The 18,276-nt window shown below is 68.1% G+C and carries 15 protein-coding genes; 7 read left to right on the top strand and 8 right to left on the bottom strand.

The features are described from left to right. Window positions 1-50 precede the first annotated feature (50 nt). The 8 genes from OG627_RS17645 to rpmH all read right to left on the bottom strand — a co-directional run bounded on the left by OG627_RS17645 (window position 51) and on the right by rpmH (window position 6,027). The gene (locus OG627_RS17645) at window positions 51-1,160 is read right to left on the bottom strand and encodes a ParB/RepB/Spo0J family partition protein (RefSeq protein WP_329066184.1); all 1,110 of its coding nucleotides are present in this window, start codon (window positions 1,158-1,160) and stop codon (window positions 51-53) included. Next, on the bottom strand, window positions 1,157-2,233 hold the full coding sequence (locus OG627_RS17640) for a ParA family protein (RefSeq protein WP_329066182.1): 1,077 nt from the start codon (window positions 2,231-2,233) through the stop codon (window positions 1,157-1,159). Before OG627_RS17640 ends, OG627_RS17645 begins: the two co-directional genes overlap by 4 nt. 265 nt (window positions 2,234-2,498) lie before the next feature. Beyond that, window positions 2,499-3,215: a 16S rRNA (guanine(527)-N(7))-methyltransferase RsmG gene (rsmG, locus tag OG627_RS17635; protein WP_329066181.1), complete on the bottom strand. Its 717-nt coding sequence runs from the start codon at window positions 3,213-3,215 to the stop codon at window positions 2,499-2,501. Window positions 3,216-3,318: 103 nt separating this feature from the next. Then, window positions 3,319-3,834, bottom strand: a complete 516-nt coding sequence (locus OG627_RS17630) for a Jag family protein (protein WP_329066179.1) — start codon at window positions 3,832-3,834, stop codon at window positions 3,319-3,321. Between the two features lie 14 nt (window positions 3,835-3,848). Continuing rightward, window positions 3,849-5,132 carry a membrane protein insertase YidC gene (gene yidC, locus OG627_RS17625; RefSeq protein ID WP_329066177.1) on the bottom strand — a complete coding sequence of 428 codons (1,284 nt, stop codon included), beginning with the start codon at window positions 5,130-5,132 and terminating at the stop codon, window positions 3,849-3,851. 3 nt (window positions 5,133-5,135) lie between these two features. Then, window positions 5,136-5,495, bottom strand: coding sequence for a membrane protein insertion efficiency factor YidD (gene yidD, locus OG627_RS17620; RefSeq protein ID WP_329066175.1), 360 nt, complete (start codon window positions 5,493-5,495; stop codon window positions 5,136-5,138). Further along, window positions 5,492-5,863, bottom strand: coding sequence for a ribonuclease P protein component (gene rnpA / locus OG627_RS17615; protein WP_329066173.1), 372 nt, complete (start codon window positions 5,861-5,863; stop codon window positions 5,492-5,494). The genes yidD and rnpA overlap by 4 nt, the downstream gene beginning before the upstream one ends. 26 nt (window positions 5,864-5,889) lie before the next feature. After that, window positions 5,890-6,027: a 50S ribosomal protein L34 gene (gene rpmH / locus OG627_RS17610; protein ID WP_030354375.1), complete on the bottom strand. Its 138-nt coding sequence runs from the start codon at window positions 6,025-6,027 to the stop codon at window positions 5,890-5,892. A 362-nt stretch (window positions 6,028-6,389) separates the two neighbouring features. On the opposite strand from rpmH, the gene dnaA reads away from it, so the two are divergent. The 7 genes from dnaA to gyrA all read left to right on the top strand — a co-directional run bounded on the left by dnaA (window position 6,390) and on the right by gyrA (window position 18,275). Next, window positions 6,390-8,168 carry a chromosomal replication initiator protein DnaA gene (gene dnaA, locus OG627_RS17605; RefSeq protein WP_329066168.1) on the top strand — a complete coding sequence of 593 codons (1,779 nt, stop codon included), beginning with the start codon at window positions 6,390-6,392 and terminating at the stop codon, window positions 8,166-8,168. Window positions 8,169-9,097: 929 nt separating this feature from the next. Continuing rightward, complete coding sequence (gene dnaN / locus OG627_RS17600; protein ID WP_114624692.1) at window positions 9,098-10,228, top strand: DNA polymerase III subunit beta; 1,131 nt, start codon at window positions 9,098-9,100, stop codon at window positions 10,226-10,228. A 77-nt stretch (window positions 10,229-10,305) separates the two neighbouring features. Beyond that, entirely contained in the window at window positions 10,306-11,193 is an 888-nt protein-coding gene (gene gnd / locus OG627_RS17595) for a phosphogluconate dehydrogenase (NAD(+)-dependent, decarboxylating) (RefSeq protein WP_329066166.1), read from the top strand. Between the two features lie 55 nt (window positions 11,194-11,248). Continuing rightward, entirely contained in the window at window positions 11,249-12,373 is a 1,125-nt protein-coding gene (gene recF / locus OG627_RS17590; RefSeq protein ID WP_329066165.1) for a DNA replication/repair protein RecF, read from the top strand. After that, a complete protein-coding gene (locus tag OG627_RS17585) occupies window positions 12,370-12,993 on the top strand; it encodes a DUF721 domain-containing protein (protein WP_329066163.1) in 624 nt (207 codons plus the stop codon). Before recF ends, OG627_RS17585 begins: the two co-directional genes overlap by 4 nt. A 482-nt stretch (window positions 12,994-13,475) precedes the next feature. Next, window positions 13,476-15,557 (top strand): DNA topoisomerase (ATP-hydrolyzing) subunit B, encoded by a 2,082-nt coding sequence (gyrB, locus tag OG627_RS17580; RefSeq protein ID WP_329066161.1) that lies wholly within the window; start codon window positions 13,476-13,478, stop codon window positions 15,555-15,557. Window positions 15,558-15,608: 51 nt separating this feature from the next. Further along, the gene (gene gyrA, locus OG627_RS17575; RefSeq protein WP_329066159.1) at window positions 15,609-18,275 is read left to right on the top strand and encodes a DNA gyrase subunit A; all 2,667 of its coding nucleotides are present in this window, start codon (window positions 15,609-15,611) and stop codon (window positions 18,273-18,275) included. Window position 18,276: the final 1 nt, after the last annotated feature.

Below are 18,276 nucleotides of genomic sequence, written 5' to 3'. Positions count from 1 at the left end.
GTGTTCCGGTCATTGTGGAACACGGCCCGCCCTGGGACGGTGAGAGAGCGTCAGCTCTCGTCATCCTCCGCTGAATCCTCGCTGAGGCTCTTCTCCAGGACGCGCCCCTCGCCGGGAGCGAGGGTGCCGAGAATGCGCTCCAGATCGTCCATCGAGGCGAACTCGACCACGATCTTTCCCTTCTTCTGCCCCAGGTCGACCTTTACCCGGGTCTCGAAGCGGTCCGAGAGGCGCGATGCCAGATCGCCCAGCGCCGGCGAGAGCCGCGCGCCCGCCCGGGGTCCCTTGGACTTGGGAGTGGCCTCGGGACGAGAGCCCATCAAGGTCACGATCTCCTCGACGGCCCGCACCGAGAGCCCTTCGGCCACGATGCGATGTGCCAGCCGGTCCTGCTCCTCGGAACCCTCCACCGAGAGCAGCGCCCGCGCATGACCGGCCGAGAGCACCCCGGCGGCCACCCTGCGCTGGACAGGGGGAGAGAGCCGCAGCAACCGCAGGGTGTTGGAGACCTGCGGACGCGAGCGTCCGATCCGGTCGGCCAACTGGTCGTGCGTGCAGTTGAAGTCCTTGAGCAACTGGTCGTAGGCGGCTGCCTCTTCCAGCGGGTTCAGCTGGGCGCGGTGCAGGTTCTCCAGCAACGCGTCGAGCAACAGCTTCTCGTCGTCCGTGGCGCGGACGATCGCCGGAATTCGCTCCAGTCCGGCTTCCCTGCATGCCCTCCAGCGCCGCTCGCCCATGATCAGCTCATAGCGCTCCGGCGCCACCTGCCGTACGACCACGGGCTGGAGGAGCCCCACTTCCTTGATGGAAGTGATCAGTTCGGCGAGTGCGTCCTCGTCGAACACCTCACGGGGCTGCCTCGGGTTGGGCGTGATCGCATCGATCGGTACCTCGGCGAAGTACGCCCCGCCCGTCGTCGCCAGCTCCGGCTCGGCCACCGCTCCGTACTCCGGCACCACTGGCTCCGTCTCCGGTGACGAAGCCGCCTGCGGCAACGAACGCACCTTCTCGGACGCCATATCCCGCTCGGCGATCAGCACCGGTGCTGCCGCTCCGGAAGAGGCCGTGGCCACTCCGGGGGAGGGCACCTGCTTCTCCTGCGGAGCGGCAGGAATCAGCGCACCGAGCCCACGTCCCAGGCCTCTACGTCGCTCGCTCACTGGATCCCCTCCGACATACTCTGCTGACTGTTCTGGCTGCCCACATGCGCCTGCTGGGCGTCGTAATGCACCCCGACCCCCCGCAACGCGATCTCACGGGCGGCTTCGAGGTACGAGAGGGATCCACTGGATCCCGGGTCATACGTGAGCACCGTCTGGCCATAGCTCGGTGCCTCCGAGATGCGTACGGACCGAGGAATACTCGTCCGCAGCACCTCCTTGCCGAAGTGGCTCCGCACCTCGTCCGCCACCTGTGAAGCGAGTCGGGTCCTGCCGTCGTACATGGTGAGCAGGATGGTCGACACGTGCAGTGTGGGGTTGAGGTGTCCGCGGACCAGTTCGACATTCCGCAGCAGCTGTCCCAGCCCCTCCAGCGCGTAGTACTCGCACTGGATGGGGATGAGGACCTCTGCTCCGGCGACCATCGCATTGACGGTCAGCAGGCCGAGCGAGGGCGGGCAGTCGATGAGGATGTAGTCCAACGGCTGCTCATACGCTTCGATCGCCCGCTGTAGCCGGCTCTCCCGTGCCACCAGCGACACCAACTCGATCTCCGCACCGGCGAGATCGATGGTGGCCGGGGCACAGAAGAGACCTTCGACGTCCGGCACAGGCTGGACCACCTCGGAGAGCGGCTTGCTCTCCACCAGGACGTCATAGATCGAGGGGACTTCGGCATGATGGTCGATCCCGAGCGCCGTGGAGGCGTTGCCCTGTGGATCGAGGTCGACCACCAGCACTCGCGCTCCATGGAGCGCGAGGGAGGCGGCGAGGTTGACCGTGGTGGTGGTCTTCCCTACGCCGCCCTTCTGATTGGCGACGACCATGACACGCGTCTGCTCGGGGCGGGGCATTCCCTCACCGGCGCGGCCCAGTGCCTCCACCGCCAGCTGGGCAGCACGGCCAATGGGGGTGTCGTCCATCGGGGGCGGTGTTTCACGTGAAACATCCTCCCCCGCCGACTCGGTGCGGGGACCGGGGACCGGATCGGTCATCGGTCCCGCGATGTTGGCGTCGGACCGCAAGGATTCACTCTCCTCGACTTCAGACTCGCAATGGACAGAGCCTGCCATGCTTTCGGGGTCGTGAACCAGCGAGGCCCTTGGTTCTGTGGACGAATCCACCGTTGTGGAAAACCTCGCCCCCCTGACGAGGGGCTTTCGGCCGCGCGGTGTGGCAGCCGCGCGGCCACGGCCGATGATGCCCTGGAGCAGTGAGCGACGTTTCACGTGAAACACGATGCACGGGCCACAGGGCTAGGTCGTCACGACACTCCGCAATGCGTAGGTATGGCAGCTTGTATGGAGCATCACTGATAGGCAGTACGGACTGTACGGCTCAACGGCGGCGTCGCGCACGGCCGACCTGAGCGGCCTTGGCCCGCTTCGTCGCGAACCTCACCCCGCCCGGACTCTCGCCCACCTCCACCCGTACCACGGTGGCCAGCGGGTCCACGATGCCCTCTCCGACCTGGAGCACCGAGGTCTCGACCACACCGAGCTTGCTCAGCGCCGCGCGAGCCCCCTTGATCTCCTCCTCCGCCGTATCGCCCTTGAGCGCCAGCATCTCTCCGTAGGGACGCAGCAGGGGCACTCCCCAGCCCGCCAGGCGGTCCAGGGGTGCCACCGCCCGCGCCGTCACCACATGCACCGGCTGGAGCGTCCCGAGGACCTCCTCGGCGCGGCCACGCACCACCGTCACATGGTCCAGGCCGAGCAGCTCGACCACTTCCTGGAGAAAGTTCGTCCGCCGCAGCAGCGGCTCCAGCAAGGTGATCTTCAGGTCGGGCCGCACCAGCGCCAGCGGTATACCCGGCAGCCCCGCGCCCGAGCCGACATCGCAGACCGTCACGCCCTCGGGAACGACCTCCGAGAGCACCGCACAGTTCAGCAGATGCCGCTCCCACAGCCGTGGCACCTCACGTGGACCGATCAGACCTCGCTTGACCCCCGCGTCCGCCAGCAGCTCCGCGTAGCGGACAGCTTCCGGAAAGAACTCACCGAATACCGTGCGTGCCTCGTCCGGTGCGGGGGGAAGCTCTGCTGCCTCCGTCACGGAACCGTCCTTCCATACCGAACCACCGATGGGTGGCTGACTATCAGGCTGACAAAGATCGGCCCCGCCTGCACAACAGACGGGGCCGAAAACGTTGGACCGCTCAGGCAGGGAGCACCACGACGAAGCGCTGAGGCTCCTCGCCCTCCGATTCGCTGCGCAGGCCCGCGGCCGCGACCGCGTCGTGCACGACCTTCCGCTCGAAGGGCGTCATCGGGTTCAGCTTCACCGGCTCACCGGTGCTCTTCACCTCGTCCGCGGCCTTGGCCCCCAGCTCGGCGAGTTCGGTGCGCTTCTTCGCCCGGAAACCGGCGATGTCCAGCATGAGACGGCTACGGTCCCCGGTCTCACGGTGCACGGCCAGGCGCGTCAGCTCCTGAAGTGCCTCCAGCACCTCCCCGTCACGACCCACAAGCTTCTGCAGATCCCGTCCGGAATCGCTGATGATCGAAACCGCGGCCCGGTCCGCCTCGACGTCCATGTCGATATCGCCGTCGAGATCAGCGATATCGAGCAGACCCTCGAGGTAGTCGGCCGCGATCTCCCCTTCCTGCTCCAGGCGGGTCAGGGTGTCGCCCTCTTCGGCGGGGGCGGCGGCGGAGATGGTGCCTTCCGTCACGGATGGACTCCTTTTTACTTCTTGGACGGGTGCTTGGGCCGCTGCTGACCCTTGCGCTGCCCCGACGACTTGGCTTTTTGGCGCGTGGCACCGGCGGCGGGCCGGTCCGACGGCGTGGACTTGGGGTCCTGCGGCTCGTCCTTCTTCTGCAACGAGGTCTTCGCCGGCTCACCGGGGGCCTCGGAGTCCTTGGCCTCGTCCGGCTTCTCAGCGGCCAGCTGGGCGGCCGCCTGGCGCTGCGACTTGGTCAGACGCTTCGGCTGCTGCCGCTTCTGCCCGCCGCCGGCCTCGGCCTCGGCGGCCGCGGTGTCGCTCTTGATGACCGTGCCGTCGGCCTGCGGGGCCAGGCCCACCTTGGCCAGGCTCATGACGAACTTGCGCTCGTTGTCGTTACGGTCCGGGCCCTTGGCCACGATCGCCTGGACGATCGTGCGCTTCCGACGGGAGCGCACCTCGCTGTGCGTGGTGATGTTCTTCACCAGCCGCGTGAGGTACTGGTCCTGGGCCTTGCTGCCCGGAGTCGGGTTCTGGTTGATCACGTACATCTGCTGGCCCATGGTCCACACGTTGGTGGTCAGCCAGTAGACGAGCACACCCACGGGGAAGTTGATGCCCGTGACGGCGAAGATCAGCGGGAAGATGTACATCAGCATCTTCTGCTGCTGCATGTACGGCGTCTTGACCGTCAGGTCGACGTTCTTCGTCATCAGCTGGCGCTGCGTGTAGAACTGCGACGCCGACATCATGATGATCATGATCGCGGTGACCACACGCACATCGGTCAGCGAGGAGTTCAGGGAGGCGACCTTGTCGCTGCTGTCCGTGAACTTCGCGGCCAGCGGGGCGCCGAAGATGTGTGCCTGGCGCGCGCTGTCGAGCAGGCCCTGGTTGATCACGCCGATGGTCTTGCCGTTGGCGATGCTGGAGAGCACGTGGTACAGCGCGAAGAAGAACGGCGACTGCGCCAGGATGGGCAGACACGAGGAGAGCGGGTTGGTACCCGTCTCCTTGTACAGCTTCATCATCTCTTCGGACTGACGCTGCTTGTCGTTCTTGTAGCGCTCCTGGATCGCCTTCATCTTCGGCTGGAGCACCTGCATGTTGCGGGTCGACTTGATCTGCTTCACGAAGAGCGGGATCAGGCAGATCCGGATCAGCACCACCAGGGACACGATGGACAGTCCCCAGGCCCAGCCCGTGTCAGGGCCGAAGATCATCCCGTACAGCGAGTGGAACTGGACGATGACCCATGAAACAGGTGTGGTGATAAAACTGAACAGACTGGCAATCGTGTCCACTAATCAGGCTCCTTGAGCATTGGGCGAAGTCTCTGCGGCCGGACTGGGGGTGTCGGGGGCTGATCCCCCGGAAGGCACGCCAGCTGCGGAGTGCCCGCCCTTATCGCTGCGCCACGCGTTGCGCAGCAGTTCGTGCCAGCGCGGGCGTTTGCGCGGCGGGACATGGTCCACACCACCCGGCGACCACGGATTGCACCGCAGAATGCGCCAAGCGGTCAGCGCCGTGCCCTTCACCGCGCCGTGCCGGTCGATGGCGGTATATCCGTAGTGCGAACACGACGGGTAGTACCGGCAGACAGGCCCGAGAAGCGGGCTGATCGTCCACTGGTACAGCTTGATCAGAGCCAGCAGCGGGTACTTCATCGCGCGCCCCCTCCCAGCAGCCGCCGGAAAGCGGCGTCCAGGTCTCGGGCCAGCTGTGCATGATCGGCGTCGCCCGCTCCGGGCAGCGCCCGTACGACAACCAGGCTACCGGGGGGCAGCTCGGAGAGTCGGTCGCGTATGAGATGGCGAAGCCTGCGCTTCACCACGTTACGTACGACGGATCCACCCACGGCTTTGCTTACGACGAAACCCGCACGCGACGGGGGAGCGCTCTCCCCAGGCGCGTGCGGGTCCGTTGAACCGCTGCGTAGATGAACGACAAGAAGCGGGCGGCCAGCCCGGCGTCCTCGGCGTACCGCGGTCGCGAAATCCTCGCGCCGCCTCAGCCGATTCTCGGTAGGCAGCACGTCATGACCTGTTGGCTATCAGGCGATCAGGCCGACAGACGGGCGCGACCCTTGCCACGGCGGGTCGCCAGGATCGCGCGGCCGGCACGGGTACGCATGCGCAGTCGGAATCCGTGGGTCTTGGCGCGACGACGGTTGTTCGGCTGGAAGGTGCGCTTGCTCACTCGGGGGCTCCAGAAAATGATGTGTGGATGGCGGGACATCGCCTGGCTGTCACCGTGCGCCCACGAGAAGCTCGCGATTACGCCCTAGTGCACCGCTTCACAACCACAGCTCGTGATCTTTGCCCATCGGAGGCAGGCGGCAGCAGCCATCGACAACTCGACCTGGTCACGGTACGCGCGGCTACGCCATCCGGTCAAACCAGCTCCGTGCCGGGTGCCATTGTGCACAGGCTGTGGACAACGACTTGAACCGCGCGGGTCGGCCTGACTACCTTGGCTGAACTCCGGATTCTTTTCCTGCCGGTCTTCCCACCCCGTCCCGAGAACCACACATTCGTGGGACCTGCGAGAGAGCGTGCCCTGTGGCTGATGTACCTGCCGATCTTGCCGCAGTGTGGCCACGAGTGCTGGAGCAGCTCCTCAGAGAGGGCCAGCAGGGCGTCGAGCCCAAGGACAAGCAGTGGATCGAACGCTGCCAGCCACTGGCCCTCGTCGCCGACACCGCGCTGCTCGCCGTCCCCAACGAATGGGGCAAGCGCGTCCTGGAGGGGCGGCTCGCACCGCTCATCAGCGAGACGCTGAGCCACGAGTGCGGCCGGCCCATCAGGATCGCGATCACGGTCGACGACTCGGCCGGAGAGCCCACGCCGCCGGCTCCCGCCGTACCCCAGCAGCACCGCTACCAGGGCCCGTCCCACGACGAGCAGCGGCAGCACGACGGGTACGACGGCTACGGCCACCGCCAGCAGGACGACGGGATGCCCTCGGTACGCCCCGCGTACCCGGACTACCAGCAGCAGCGCCCGGACCCCGGCGCCTGGCCGCGGACCCAGGAGGACCTGTCCTGGCAGCAGCCGCGGCTCGGCGGCTACCAGGACCGCGATCCGTACGCCACCGCTCACCCGCAGCAGCCCCAGCACGACTACCGGCAGCCGCAGGGCCAGGACCGCTCCCCGTACGATCGGCACGTCGAACGGCACGACGCGCACGATCCGCAGGAGCCGCCGGCGCCCCGGCACGGCGGCGGACAGAGCGTGGGGCGCGCGCGCAGCGGAGCACCCGGCCCGCTGGGCGCCCAGCCCGCGCCGGCGCCGGGTCCCGGGGAGCCGCAGGCCCGGCTCAATCCCAAGTACCTCTTCGACACCTTCGTCATCGGCGCGTCCAACCGGTTCGCGCACGCGGCGGCGGTCGCCGTCGCCGAGGCGCCGGCGAAGGCGTACAACCCGCTCTTCATCTACGGCGAGTCCGGGCTCGGCAAGACCCATCTGCTCCACGCGATCGGGCACTACGCGCGGAGCCTGTACCCCGGCACGCGGGTGCGGTACGTCAGCTCCGAGGAGTTCACGAACGAGTTCATCAACTCGATCCGTGACGGCAAGGGCGACACCTTCCGCAAGCGGTACCGCGATGTCGACATCCTCCTGGTCGACGACATCCAGTTCCTGGCGAGCAAGGAGTCGACGCAGGAGGAGTTCTTCCACACGTTCAACACGCTCCACAACGCCAACAAGCAGATCGTGCTCTCCTCGGACCGGCCGCCCAAGCAGCTGATCACCCTGGAGGACCGGCTGCGCAACCGGTTCGAGTGGGGGCTGACCACGGATGTGCAGCCGCCCGAGCTGGAGACCCGTATCGCCATCCTCCGTAAGAAGGCGGTGCAGGAGCAGCTGAACGCTCCTCCGGAGGTGCTGGAGTTCATCGCCTCCCGGATCTCGCGCAACATCCGTGAGCTGGAGGGCGCGCTCATCCGGGTCACGGCGTTCGCCTCGCTCAACCGGCAGCCGGTGGATCTCGGGCTCACCGAGATCGTGCTCAAGGATCTGATCCCGGGCGGCGAGGACGCGGCCCCGGAGATCACCGCGGGAGCGATCATGGCGGCGACCGCCGACTACTTCGGGCTGACGGTGGAGGACCTCTGCGGCTCCTCACGGAGCCGGGTGCTGGTGACGGCGCGCCAGATCGCGATGTACCTCTGCCGCGAGCTGACCGATCTCTCGCTGCCGAAGATCGGCGCGCAGTTCGGCGGCCGGGACCATACGACGGTGATGCACGCCGACCGGAAGATCCGCGCGCTGATGGCCGAGCGGCGCTCCATCTACAACCAGGTCACGGAGCTGACCAACCGCATCAAGAACGGCTGACAGCCGCCCGGACAGGGCCTGGGGCGCCCCGGGGAGACCGTCGTACGGAGACGGTCCTCCGGGGCGCCCCTTCGTCGTCCCGCGGTGCCCTGGACGCGTCCTGCCGGGCGCCTCGGAAGGACGCCGCGGGTCTCCGGGACGGCCTCGCCGGGCCTTGGGCGGGGCACCGGCGGGTCGTCGGCGGGTCGTCGCTGTTCGAATACAAGGCCGCAGGGCCCACTTCTCCACAGATCGGGGGAGAATCTTCCGTCCACAGCCTGGGGACCCGTAAGTTGTTCAGATCCTGTCCACAGGCGCGGTGGACGCTGGGGCGTCGAGCCAGGTCAGAGCCCTGTGGATTTGTGGCCGAAGCTTGTCCACAGACTGTGGACAGAATTTCCGTCCACAGGGGCACGTCGCGACTGTCCACCGGCGGCCCACAGGCAGGGCCCGGTTGCCCACACCTTCTCCACAGCGCTGTCCACTGTTCGGCAACGAAACGCGCGGGATCGCTGAGTCGAGTGAAAGGCGTCACACCAAGGGGGCGGGTTGGGCTGTGGGGAAGGTGGGTAAACCTGGGGACGCAGCTGGGGAGAAGTAGGGCTCCCCTGTGCATCGGGTGTGCACAACTTTCGCCTGTCCACAGAAGAGGCCGGTTGTCCACGGGCTGCGCCCACAGGACCGGTGGACAAAAAACCGGCGCTGACCTGCGCAGACGACGTTATCCACGGTTTCCACAGGCCCTACTACTACTACCCCCTTGAGTTAGCGATAGATCTGCTTCGAAGTGGGGCCTGTGCACAACTTCGGCTCGGAGCCCGCGCCGCCTCTCGCACCGACTTGACCCGCAGCCGCACCGACTGTCGGTGCCGTACGTCAGACTGGTCCCCGGCATCACAGCCACGACGAAGGCCAGCAGGGCGAGTCAGCAACAGCAGGAGGCGGTTCCGGTGAAGATCCGGGTGGAGCGCGATGTACTCGCTGAGGCGGTGGCCTGGGTGGCCCGCAGCCTCCCGGCCCGTCCGCCGGCGCCCGTACTCGCGGGCCTTCTGCTGAAGGCCGAGGACGGCGCACTCAGCTTCTCCAGCTTCGACTACGAGGTCTCGGCACGGGTCTCGGTGGACGCGGAGGTCGAGGAGGACGGCACGGTTCTCGTATCGGGCCGGCTGCTCGCCGACATCTGCCGCGCCCTGCCCAACCGGCCGGTGGAGATCTCCACAGACGGTGTACGGGCGACGGTGGTCTGCGGGTCCTCCCGCTTCACGCTGCACACCCTGCCGGTGGACGAGTACCCCGCGCTGCCGCAGATGCCCACCGCGACCGGCACCGTGCCCGGCGAGGTCTTCGCCTCCGCCGCCGCCCAGGTGGCCATCGCCGCGGGCCGCGACGACACGCTGCCGGTGCTGACCGGCGTACGGATCGAGATCGAGGGCGACACCGTCACCCTGGCCTCGACCGACCGCTACCGCTTCGCGGTCCGCGAGTTCCTGTGGAAGCCGGAAGCCGCGGACATCTCCGCCGTCGCGCTGGTGCCCGCCAAGACGCTGCTGGACACCGCCAAGGCGCTCACCAGCGGTGACACGGTCACCCTGGCGCTCTCCGGGTCGGGCGCCGGCGAGGGCCTCATCGGCTTCGAGGGCGCGGGCCGTCGCACCACCACCCGGCTGCTCGAGGGCGACCTGCCGAAGTACCGGACGCTGTTCCCCACCGAGTTCAACTCGGTCGCGGTGATCGAGACCGCTCCGTTCGTCGAGGCCGTCAAGCGCGTGGCCCTGGTCGCCGAGCGCAACACGCCCGTACGGCTCAGCTTCGAGCAGGGCGTCCTGATCCTGGAAGCGGGTTCCAGCGACGACGCACAGGCTGTGGAGCGCGTGGACGCGCAGCTGGACGGCGACGACATCTCGATCGCCTTCAACCCGACCTTCCTGCTGGACGGTCTGAGTGCGATCGACTCCCCGGTGGCCCAGCTGTCCTTTACGACCTCCACGAAGCCGGCGCTGCTGAGCGGCAAGGCGGACGTGAAGGCCGAGGCGGACGAGGCGTACAAGTACCTGATCATGCCGGTACGCCTGAGCGGCTGACCCCACAGGTGAGTAGCCGGGTCCGGGCGTAGGCTCGGGCCCGGGTACGAATCGCCTCAACGTGTAAGGAACGCCTGATGGAGCTCGGTCTCGTCGGTCTCGGCAAGATGGGCGGCAATATGCGCGAGCGCATCCGCCGCGCCGGCCACACTGTCATCGGATACGACCGCAATCCGGACCTCGCCGATGTGCACAGCCTTCAGGAGCTGGTGGGCAAGCTCAAGGGCCCGCGCGTGGTGTGGGTGATGGTCCCGGCGGGCGCCGCGACCCAGGCGACCGTCGACGAGCTGGCCGAGCTGCTCTCACCGGGCGATGTCGTGGTCGACGGCGGGAACTCCCGCTGGACGGACGACGAGAAGCACGCCGTCGAGCTGGGCATCAAGGGCATCGGCTTCCTCGACTGCGGTGTCTCCGGCGGCGTCTGGGGCCTGGAGAACGGCTACGCGCTGATGTACGGCGGCGACCCCGAGAACGTCACGAAGGTCCAGCCGATCTTCGACGCGCTCAAGCCCGAGGGCGACTTCGGCTCGGTCCACGCCGGCAAGGTCGGCGCCGGGCACTTCGCCAAGATGGTCCACAACGGCATCGAGTACGCCATGATGCAGGCGTACGCCGAGGGCTGGGAGCTGCTGGAGAAGGTCGACTCGGTCACGGACGTCCGGGAGGTCTTCCGGTCTTGGCAGGAGGGGACGGTCATCCGTTCCTGGCTGCTCGACCTGGCGGTCAACGCCCTCAACGAGGACGAGCACCTGGACGAGCTGCGCGGCTTCGCGCAGGACTCCGGCGAGGGCCGCTGGACGGTCGAGGCGGCCATCGACAACGCGGTGCCGCTGCCCGCGATCACCGCTTCCCTCTTCGCGCGGTTCGCGTCGCGCCAGGACGACTCGCCGCAGATGAAGATGATCGCGGCACTGCGCAACCAGTTCGGCGGCCACGCGGTCGAGTCGAACGCTCCGAAGAAGTAGCAGCACCCAGAAGCACCGAGAAGCGCCCCGGACCGGGAGAGGCCCGCGTACACCCATGCACGTCACGCATCTGTCGCTGGCCGACTTCCGCTCCTACGCCCGGGTCGAGGTCCCTCTCGATCCGGGCGTCACCGCGTTCGTGGGGGCGAACGGGCAGGGGAAGACCAATCTGGTCGAGGCGGTCGGCTATCTGGCGACCCTCGGCAGCCACCGGGTCTCCTCCGACGCCCCGCTGGTGCGGATGGGCGCGGAGCGCGCGGTGATCCGGGCGGCCGTGACGCAGGGCGAGCGGTCGCAGCTGGTCGAGCTGGAACTCAACCCCGGCCGGGCCAACCGGGCGCGCGTCAACAGGTCCTCGCAGGTCAGACCGCGTGATGTGCTGGGCATCGTACGGACCGTGCTGTTCGCCCCGGAGGACCTGGCGCTGATCAAGGGCGACCCGGGCGAGCGCCGCCGGTTCCTGGACGAGCTGATCACCGCGCGCTCGCCCCGGATGGCGGGGGTGCGCTCCGACTACGACCGGGTGCTCAGGCAGCGCAATACGCTGCTGAAGTCCGCGGCGATGGCGCGGCGGCACGGCGGTCGTGGCATGGACCTGTCGACGCTGGACGTCTGGGACCAGCATCTGGCGCGGGCGGGCGCTGAGCTGCTCGCGCAGCGGGCGGATCTGATCGCGACCTTGCAGCCGCTGACCGACAAGGCGTACGAGCAGCTGGCGCCCGGGGGCGGTCCGGTGGCGCTGGAGTACCGTTCCTCCGCCGAGGAGCCGGTCGTGGGCTCGCGCGACGAGATGTACGAGGGGCTGCTGGCCGCCCTGGTCGCCGTGCGCAAGCAGGAGATCGAACGGGGCGTGACGCTGGTCGGCCCGCACCGGGACGATCTGGTGCTCAAGCTCGGCCAGCTGCCGGCGAAGGGGTACGCGAGCCACGGCGAGTCCTGGTCGTACGCGCTGGCGCTGCGGCTGGCCTCGTACGACCTGTTGCGCTCCGAGGGGAACGAGCCGGTGCTGGTCCTGGACGACGTCTTCGCCGAGCTGGACGCGCGGCGGCGCGAGCGGCTGGCGGAGCTGGTGGTTCCGGGCGAACAGGTACTGGTGACGGCCGCGGTGGACGACGACGTGCCGGGCGTGCTGGCGGGGGCGCGGTTCGAGGTCGCCGACGGCGCGGTGGAGCGGGTATGAGCGGCCGGGGTACGGCGCCCGACCCGTCGGGACGGCCGTCGGGGCAGTCGTCCGCCGAACTGCCCGGGCTGGGGGCCCAGGCGCCCGCCGAGAGCGCGCCGCCGCCGGTTCCCGAGGCGTCGGGCGTGGATCTTGCGCGGGTCGCGCTGCGCGCGGCGAAGGAGCAGGCGCGGGCGCGCGGCGCCGCCGTGCAGCAGAAGAAGCAGGCCAGGCGCGGTGGCGGGCTGCGCTCCGGGTCGGGCGCCGACGGCCGCGATCCGCTGCCGCTCGGGGCGGCGATCAACCGGCTGATCACCGAGCGCGGCTGGGAGACGCCCGCGGCGGTGGGCGGCGTGATGGGCCGGTGGCCGCAGATCGTCGGCGAGGACCTGGCCAAGCACTGCGTGCCGCAGCGGTACGACGACGGCCATGACGAGCGGGTGCTGACCGTACGGTGCGACTCGACGGCGTGGGCGACGCAGCTGCGGCTGCTGGCGCCCCGGCTGGTGGCCCGGCTGAACGAGGACCTGGGGCACGGCACCGTACGGACGATCAAGGTCCTGGGGCCCGGCGGACCGCCGTCGCGGTCCGGCCGGCTGCGGGCGCCGGGCAGCCAGGGGCCGGGCGACACGTACGGCTGACAGGCGGCCGGGCCGGTTCGCCGCCCGCGTACGCGGCCCTGCCGCCCCTGCCCTGTCCCCGCCTCCCACCGCCCCGACAGCCCCTCCCCGCGGCCGCCCGCCGCCCTCCCCGGCACCCCCGGAACCGCCTCGGCGACGGCCGCGCGGCACCCGCTCCGTACCGCCTCCGTACCCCTGCCGTACGCCGCGCCGACCCGGCCGGAAGGCCCCGCCGAGTGAGGCGTCCCTCACCGTAGCGGGAGGTTGACAGGCCGAAGCGCTCAATGCCGGTGTGAGCCTCTTGGAGCCCCTTCCCGAATATGGGGAGTCGTGAGCCGCTCATTCAGGGCGGCACATGCGGACTCAGGTACCGGCAAACCCCCATTCGGGTCGGCGCTACCGGTAGACTGATGGCAATTCCCGCTGTGCTTGCGGGAGCAGTCAACAGATGCTGACACAAGCCGAACGACGCAGCCGCTTCCCGCTTGCTCGGAGAACGGCCTGTGCTGTGCCAGAAAGGGCGCTTCGTGGCCGATTCCGGCAACCCCAATGAGAAGACTCCGTCCACCGGCATTGGCGAGCACGGCGAGGTGACCAACGCCTACGACGCCAGTGCCATCACCGTGCTCGAAGGTCTGGACGCGGTCCGCAAGCGGCCCGGCATGTACATCGGCTCGACCGGTGAGCGCGGGCTCCACCACCTTGTGCAGGAAGTCGTCGACAACGCCGTCGACGAGGCGATGGCCGGGCACGCGGACACGATCGACGTCACGATCCTCGCCGACGGCGGGGTCCGGGTGATCGACAACGGCCGCGGGATCCCGGTGGGCATCGTTCCGTCCGAGGGCAAGCCGGCCGTCGAGGTCGTGATGACCGTGCTGCACGCGGGCGGCAAGTTCGGCGGCGGCGGCTACGCCGTCTCCGGCGGTCTGCACGGCGTGGGCGTCTCCGTCGTCAACGCGCTGTCGACGAAGGTCGCGGTCGAGGTCAAGACGGACGGTCACCGCTGGACGCAGGACTACAAGCTGGGCGTGCCGACCGCGCCGCTCAAGCGCAACGAGGAGACGGCCGACTCCGGTACGACGGTCACGTTCTGGGCCGACCCGGACGTCTTCGAGACGACGGACTACTCCTTCGAGACGCTGTCGCGGCGCTTCCAGGAGATGGCCTTCCTCAACAAGGGCCTGACCCTGACGCTGACGGACGAACGCGAGTCGGCGAAGGCCGTCGTGGGCGCCGACGTCGCGGGCACGGACGCCACCGAGGACCCCGGCGAGGAGCCGCCGGCCCGCTCGGTGACGTACTTCTACGAGGGCGGCATCGTCGACTTCGTGAAGTACCTCAATTCGCGCAAGGGCGAGCTGATCCACCCGACGGTCATCGACATCGAGGCCGAGGACAAGGAACGGCTGCTCTCGGTCGAGATCGCGATGCAGTGGAACGCCCAGTACAGCGAGGGCGTGTACTCGTTCGCGAACACGATCCACACGCACGAGGGCGGTACGCACGAGGAGGGCTTCCGCGCGGCGATGACCGGTCTGGTCAACCGCTACGCGCGCGAGAAGAAGTTCCTGCGCGAGAAGGACGACAACCTGGCGGGCGAGGACATCCGCGAGGGTCTGACGGCGATCATCTCGGTGAAGCTCGGCGAGCCGCAGTTCGAGGGCCAGACGAAGACGAAGCTCGGCAACACCGAGGCGAAGACCTTCGTGCAGAAGATCGTGCACGAGCACCTGACGGACTGGTTCGACCGCAATCCGAACGAGGCCGCGGACATCATCCGCAAGTCGATCCAGGCCGCCACGGCCCGGGTCGCGGCCCGCAAGGCGCGTGACCTGACCCGCCGCAAGGGGCTGCTGGAGAGCGCCTCGCTGCCGGGCAAGCTGAGCGACTGCCAGTCCAACGACCCCTCCAAGTGCGAGATCTTCATCGTCGAGGGTGACTCCGCCGGCGGCTCGGCGAAGTCGGGCCGTAACCCGATGTACCAGGCGATCCTGCCGATCCGCGGCAAGATCCTGAACGTCGAGAAGGCGCGGATCGACAAGATCCTCCAGAACACCGAGGTGCAGGCGCTGATCTCGGCGTTCGGCACCGGGGTGCACGAGGACTTCGACATCGAGAAGCTCCGCTATCACAAGATCATCCTGATGGCGGACGCCGACGTCGACGGTCAGCACATCAACACCCTGCTGCTGACGTTCCTGTTCCGCTTCATGCGCCCGCTGGTCGAGGCCGGACACGTCTATCTGTCGCGCCCGCCGCTGTACAAGATCAAGTGGGGCCGGGACGACTTCGAGTACGCCTACTCCGACCGGGAGCGCGACGCCCTGGTCGAGCTGGGCAAGCAGAACGGCAAGCGGATCCGCGAGGACTCGATCCAGCGCTTCAAGGGCCTGGGCGAGATGAACGCCGAGGAGCTGCGGGTCACCACGATGGACGTCGACCACCGCGTGCTCGGCCAGGTCACCCTGGACGACGCGGCCCAGGCCGACGATCTCTTCTCGGTGCTGATGGGCGAGGACGTCGAGGCCCGGCGGTCCTTCATCCAGCGCAATGCCAAGGACGTCCGCTTCCTCGACATCTGAGTCGGTCTCAGCTGACGGATTCGAAAAGGCCGAAAGGAACACTGACCAGCAATGGCCGACGAGAACACCCCTGACAACCCTGACCTCCCCGAGAACTCCGGCGTCCCCGGCACCCCTGGCACCCCCGTGGTCCAGGAGGCCGTCGAGGCGGTGGAGGGACTGGCGATGCGCGTAGAGCCCGTCGGGCTCGAAACGGAGATGCAGCGCTCGTATCTCGACTACGCGATGTCCGTCATCGTGTCGCGCGCGCTGCCGGACGTACGGGACGGCCTCAAGCCCGTACACCGCCGTGTGCTGTACGCGATGTACGACGGCGGCTACCGGCCCGAGAAGGGCTTCTACAAGTGCGCCCGCGTCGTCGGTGACGTCATGGGTACGTACCACCCGCACGGCGACTCCTCGATCTACGACGCGCTGGTGCGCCTGGCGCAGCCGTGGTCGATGCGGATGCCGCTGGTGGACTCCAACGGCAACTTCGGTTCCCCGGGCAACGACCCGGCCGCCGCCATGCGGTACACCGAGTGCAAGATGATGCCGCTGTCGATGGAGATGCTCCGGGACATCGACGAGGACACCGTCGACCTCACGGACAACTACGACGGGCGCAACCAGGAGCCGACGGTCCTGCCGGCGCGCTTCCCGAACCTGCTGATCAACGGTTCGGCGGGCATCGCCGTCGGTATGGCCACGAACATCCCGCCGCACAACCTGCGGGAGGTCGCGGCCGGCGCGATGTGGGCGCTGGAGCACCCGGAGGCGAGCCACGAGGAGCTGCTCGACGCGCTCATCGAGCGGATCAAGGGGCCGGACTTCCCGACCGGCGCGCTGGTCGTGGGGCGCAAGGGCATCGAGGAGGCGTACCGGACGGGCCGCGGCTCGATCACGATGCGCGCGGTGGTCGAGGTCGAGGAGATCCAGAACCGCCAGTGCCTGGTGGTCACGGAGCTGCCGTACCAGACCAACCCGGACAACCTCGCGCAGAAGATCGCCGACCTGGTCAAGGACGGCAGGGTCGGCGGTATCGCCGACGTCCGTGACGAGACGTCCTCGCGCACGGGACAGCGGCTGGTCGTCGTCCTGAAGCGGGACGCGGTCGCCAAGGTCGTGCTGAACAACCTGTATAAGCACACCGACCTCCAGTCCAACTTCAGCGCGAACATGCTGGCGCTGGTGGACGGTGTGCCGCGCACGCTGTCCCTGGACGCGTTCATCCGGCACTGGGTGACGCACCAGATCGAGGTCATCGTCCGGCGGACGAAGTTCCGGCTGCGCAAGGCCGAGGAGCGGGCGCACATCCTGCGCGGTCTGCTCAAGGCGCTGGACGCGATCGACGAGGTCATCGCGCTGATCCGGCGCAGTGACACGGTGGAGATCGCGCGCGAGGGCCTGATGGGGCTGCTCACGATCGACGAGATCCAGGCGAACGCGATCCTGGAGATGCAGCTGCGCCGGCTGGCCGCGCTGGAGCGGCAGAAGATCGTCGCCGAGCACGACGAGCTCCAGCAGAAGATCAACGAGTACAACGCGATCCTGGCCTCGCCGGAGAAGCAGCGTCAGATCATCCGTGAGGAACTGACGGTCATCGTCGACAAGTTCGGCGACGACCGGCGCTCGAAGCTCGTACCCTTCGACGGTGACATGTCCATGGAGGACTTGATCGCCGAGGAGGACATCGTCGTCACGATCACGCGTGGTGGCTATGTGAAGCGTACGAAGGCGGACGACTACCGCTCGCAGAAGCGCGGCGGCAAGGGCGTGCGCGGGACGAAGCTCAAGGAAGACGACATCGTCGACCACTTCTTCGTCTCGACGACGCACCACTGGCTGCTCTTCTTCACGAACAAGGGCCGGGTCTACCGGGCCAAGGCGTACGAGCTGCCGGACGCCGGCCGGGACGCGCGCGGTCAGCACGTGGCCAATCTGCTGGCTTTCCAGCCGGACGAGCAGATCGCCGAGATCCTGGCGATCCGGGACTACGAGGCCGTGCCGTATCTCGTTCTCGCAACAAAGGCGGGGCTGGTGAAGAAGACCCCGCTCAAGGATTACGACTCGCCGCGCGCCGGCGGAGTCATCGCGATCAACCTCCGCGAGACGGAATCCGGCACGGACGACGAGCTGATCGGCGCCGAGCTGGTGTCGGCGGAGGACGATCTGCTGCTGATCAGCCGGAAGGCGCAGTCCATCCGGTTCACCGCGACGGACGACGCCCTTCGGCCAATGGGACGAGCGACATCAGGCGTCAAGGGGATGAGTTTCCGCGAAGGCGACGAGCTGCTCTCGATGAATGTCGTCCGGCCCGGTACTTTCGTCTTCACCGCAACGGACGGCGGGTACGCGAAGCGGACCGCCGTCGACGAGTACCGCGTCCAGGGTCGCGGCGGCCTCGGTATCAAGGCTGCCAAGATCGTGGAGGACCGCGGTTCCCTCGTCGGCGCGTTGGTGGTCGAGGAGACTGATGAGATCCTTGCCATCACGCTCGGCGGCGGTGTGATTCGCACGCGCGTCAACGAAGTCAGGGAGACGGGCCGTGACACCATGGGCGTCCAACTGATCAACCTGGGCAAGCGCGATGCCGTCGTCGGTATCGCACGCAATGCCGAGGCGGGGCGTGAGGCCGAAGAGGTCGACGGGAGTGATGACCCGTTGACCGACGAGGCCGGTACGGCCGAGGTCGTAGCCGAGGGCACTCAGTCCTCGGCCGGGGAGCACGAGGAGTAAA

This window comes from Streptomyces sp. NBC_01429 (assembly GCF_036231945.1).
In the GTDB taxonomy this organism is placed as follows: domain Bacteria; phylum Actinomycetota; class Actinomycetes; order Streptomycetales; family Streptomycetaceae; genus Streptomyces.
Note: the sequence above shows the minus strand (reverse complement) of the source record. Positions and strands in the feature narration are given on the sequence as shown.

What these genes read in the sequence shown, in the direction of transcription:
- OG627_RS17640 (WP_329066182.1), bottom strand. Translation starts at nt 2,233, where the DNA reads ATGGCAGGCTCTGTCCATTGCGAGTCTGAAGTCGAGGAGAGTGAATCC.
- yidD (WP_329066175.1), bottom strand. Translation starts at nt 5,495, where the DNA reads ATGAAGTACCCGCTGCTGGCTCTGATCAAGCTGTACCAGTGGACGATC.
- gnd (WP_329066166.1), top strand. Translation starts at nt 10,306, where the DNA reads ATGGAGCTCGGTCTCGTCGGTCTCGGCAAGATGGGCGGCAATATGCGC.
- recF (WP_329066165.1), top strand. Translation starts at nt 11,249, where the DNA reads ATGCACGTCACGCATCTGTCGCTGGCCGACTTCCGCTCCTACGCCCGG.
- OG627_RS17585 (WP_329066163.1), top strand. Translation starts at nt 12,370, where the DNA reads ATGAGCGGCCGGGGTACGGCGCCCGACCCGTCGGGACGGCCGTCGGGG.
- gyrA (WP_329066159.1), top strand. Translation starts at nt 15,609, where the DNA reads ATGGCCGACGAGAACACCCCTGACAACCCTGACCTCCCCGAGAACTCC.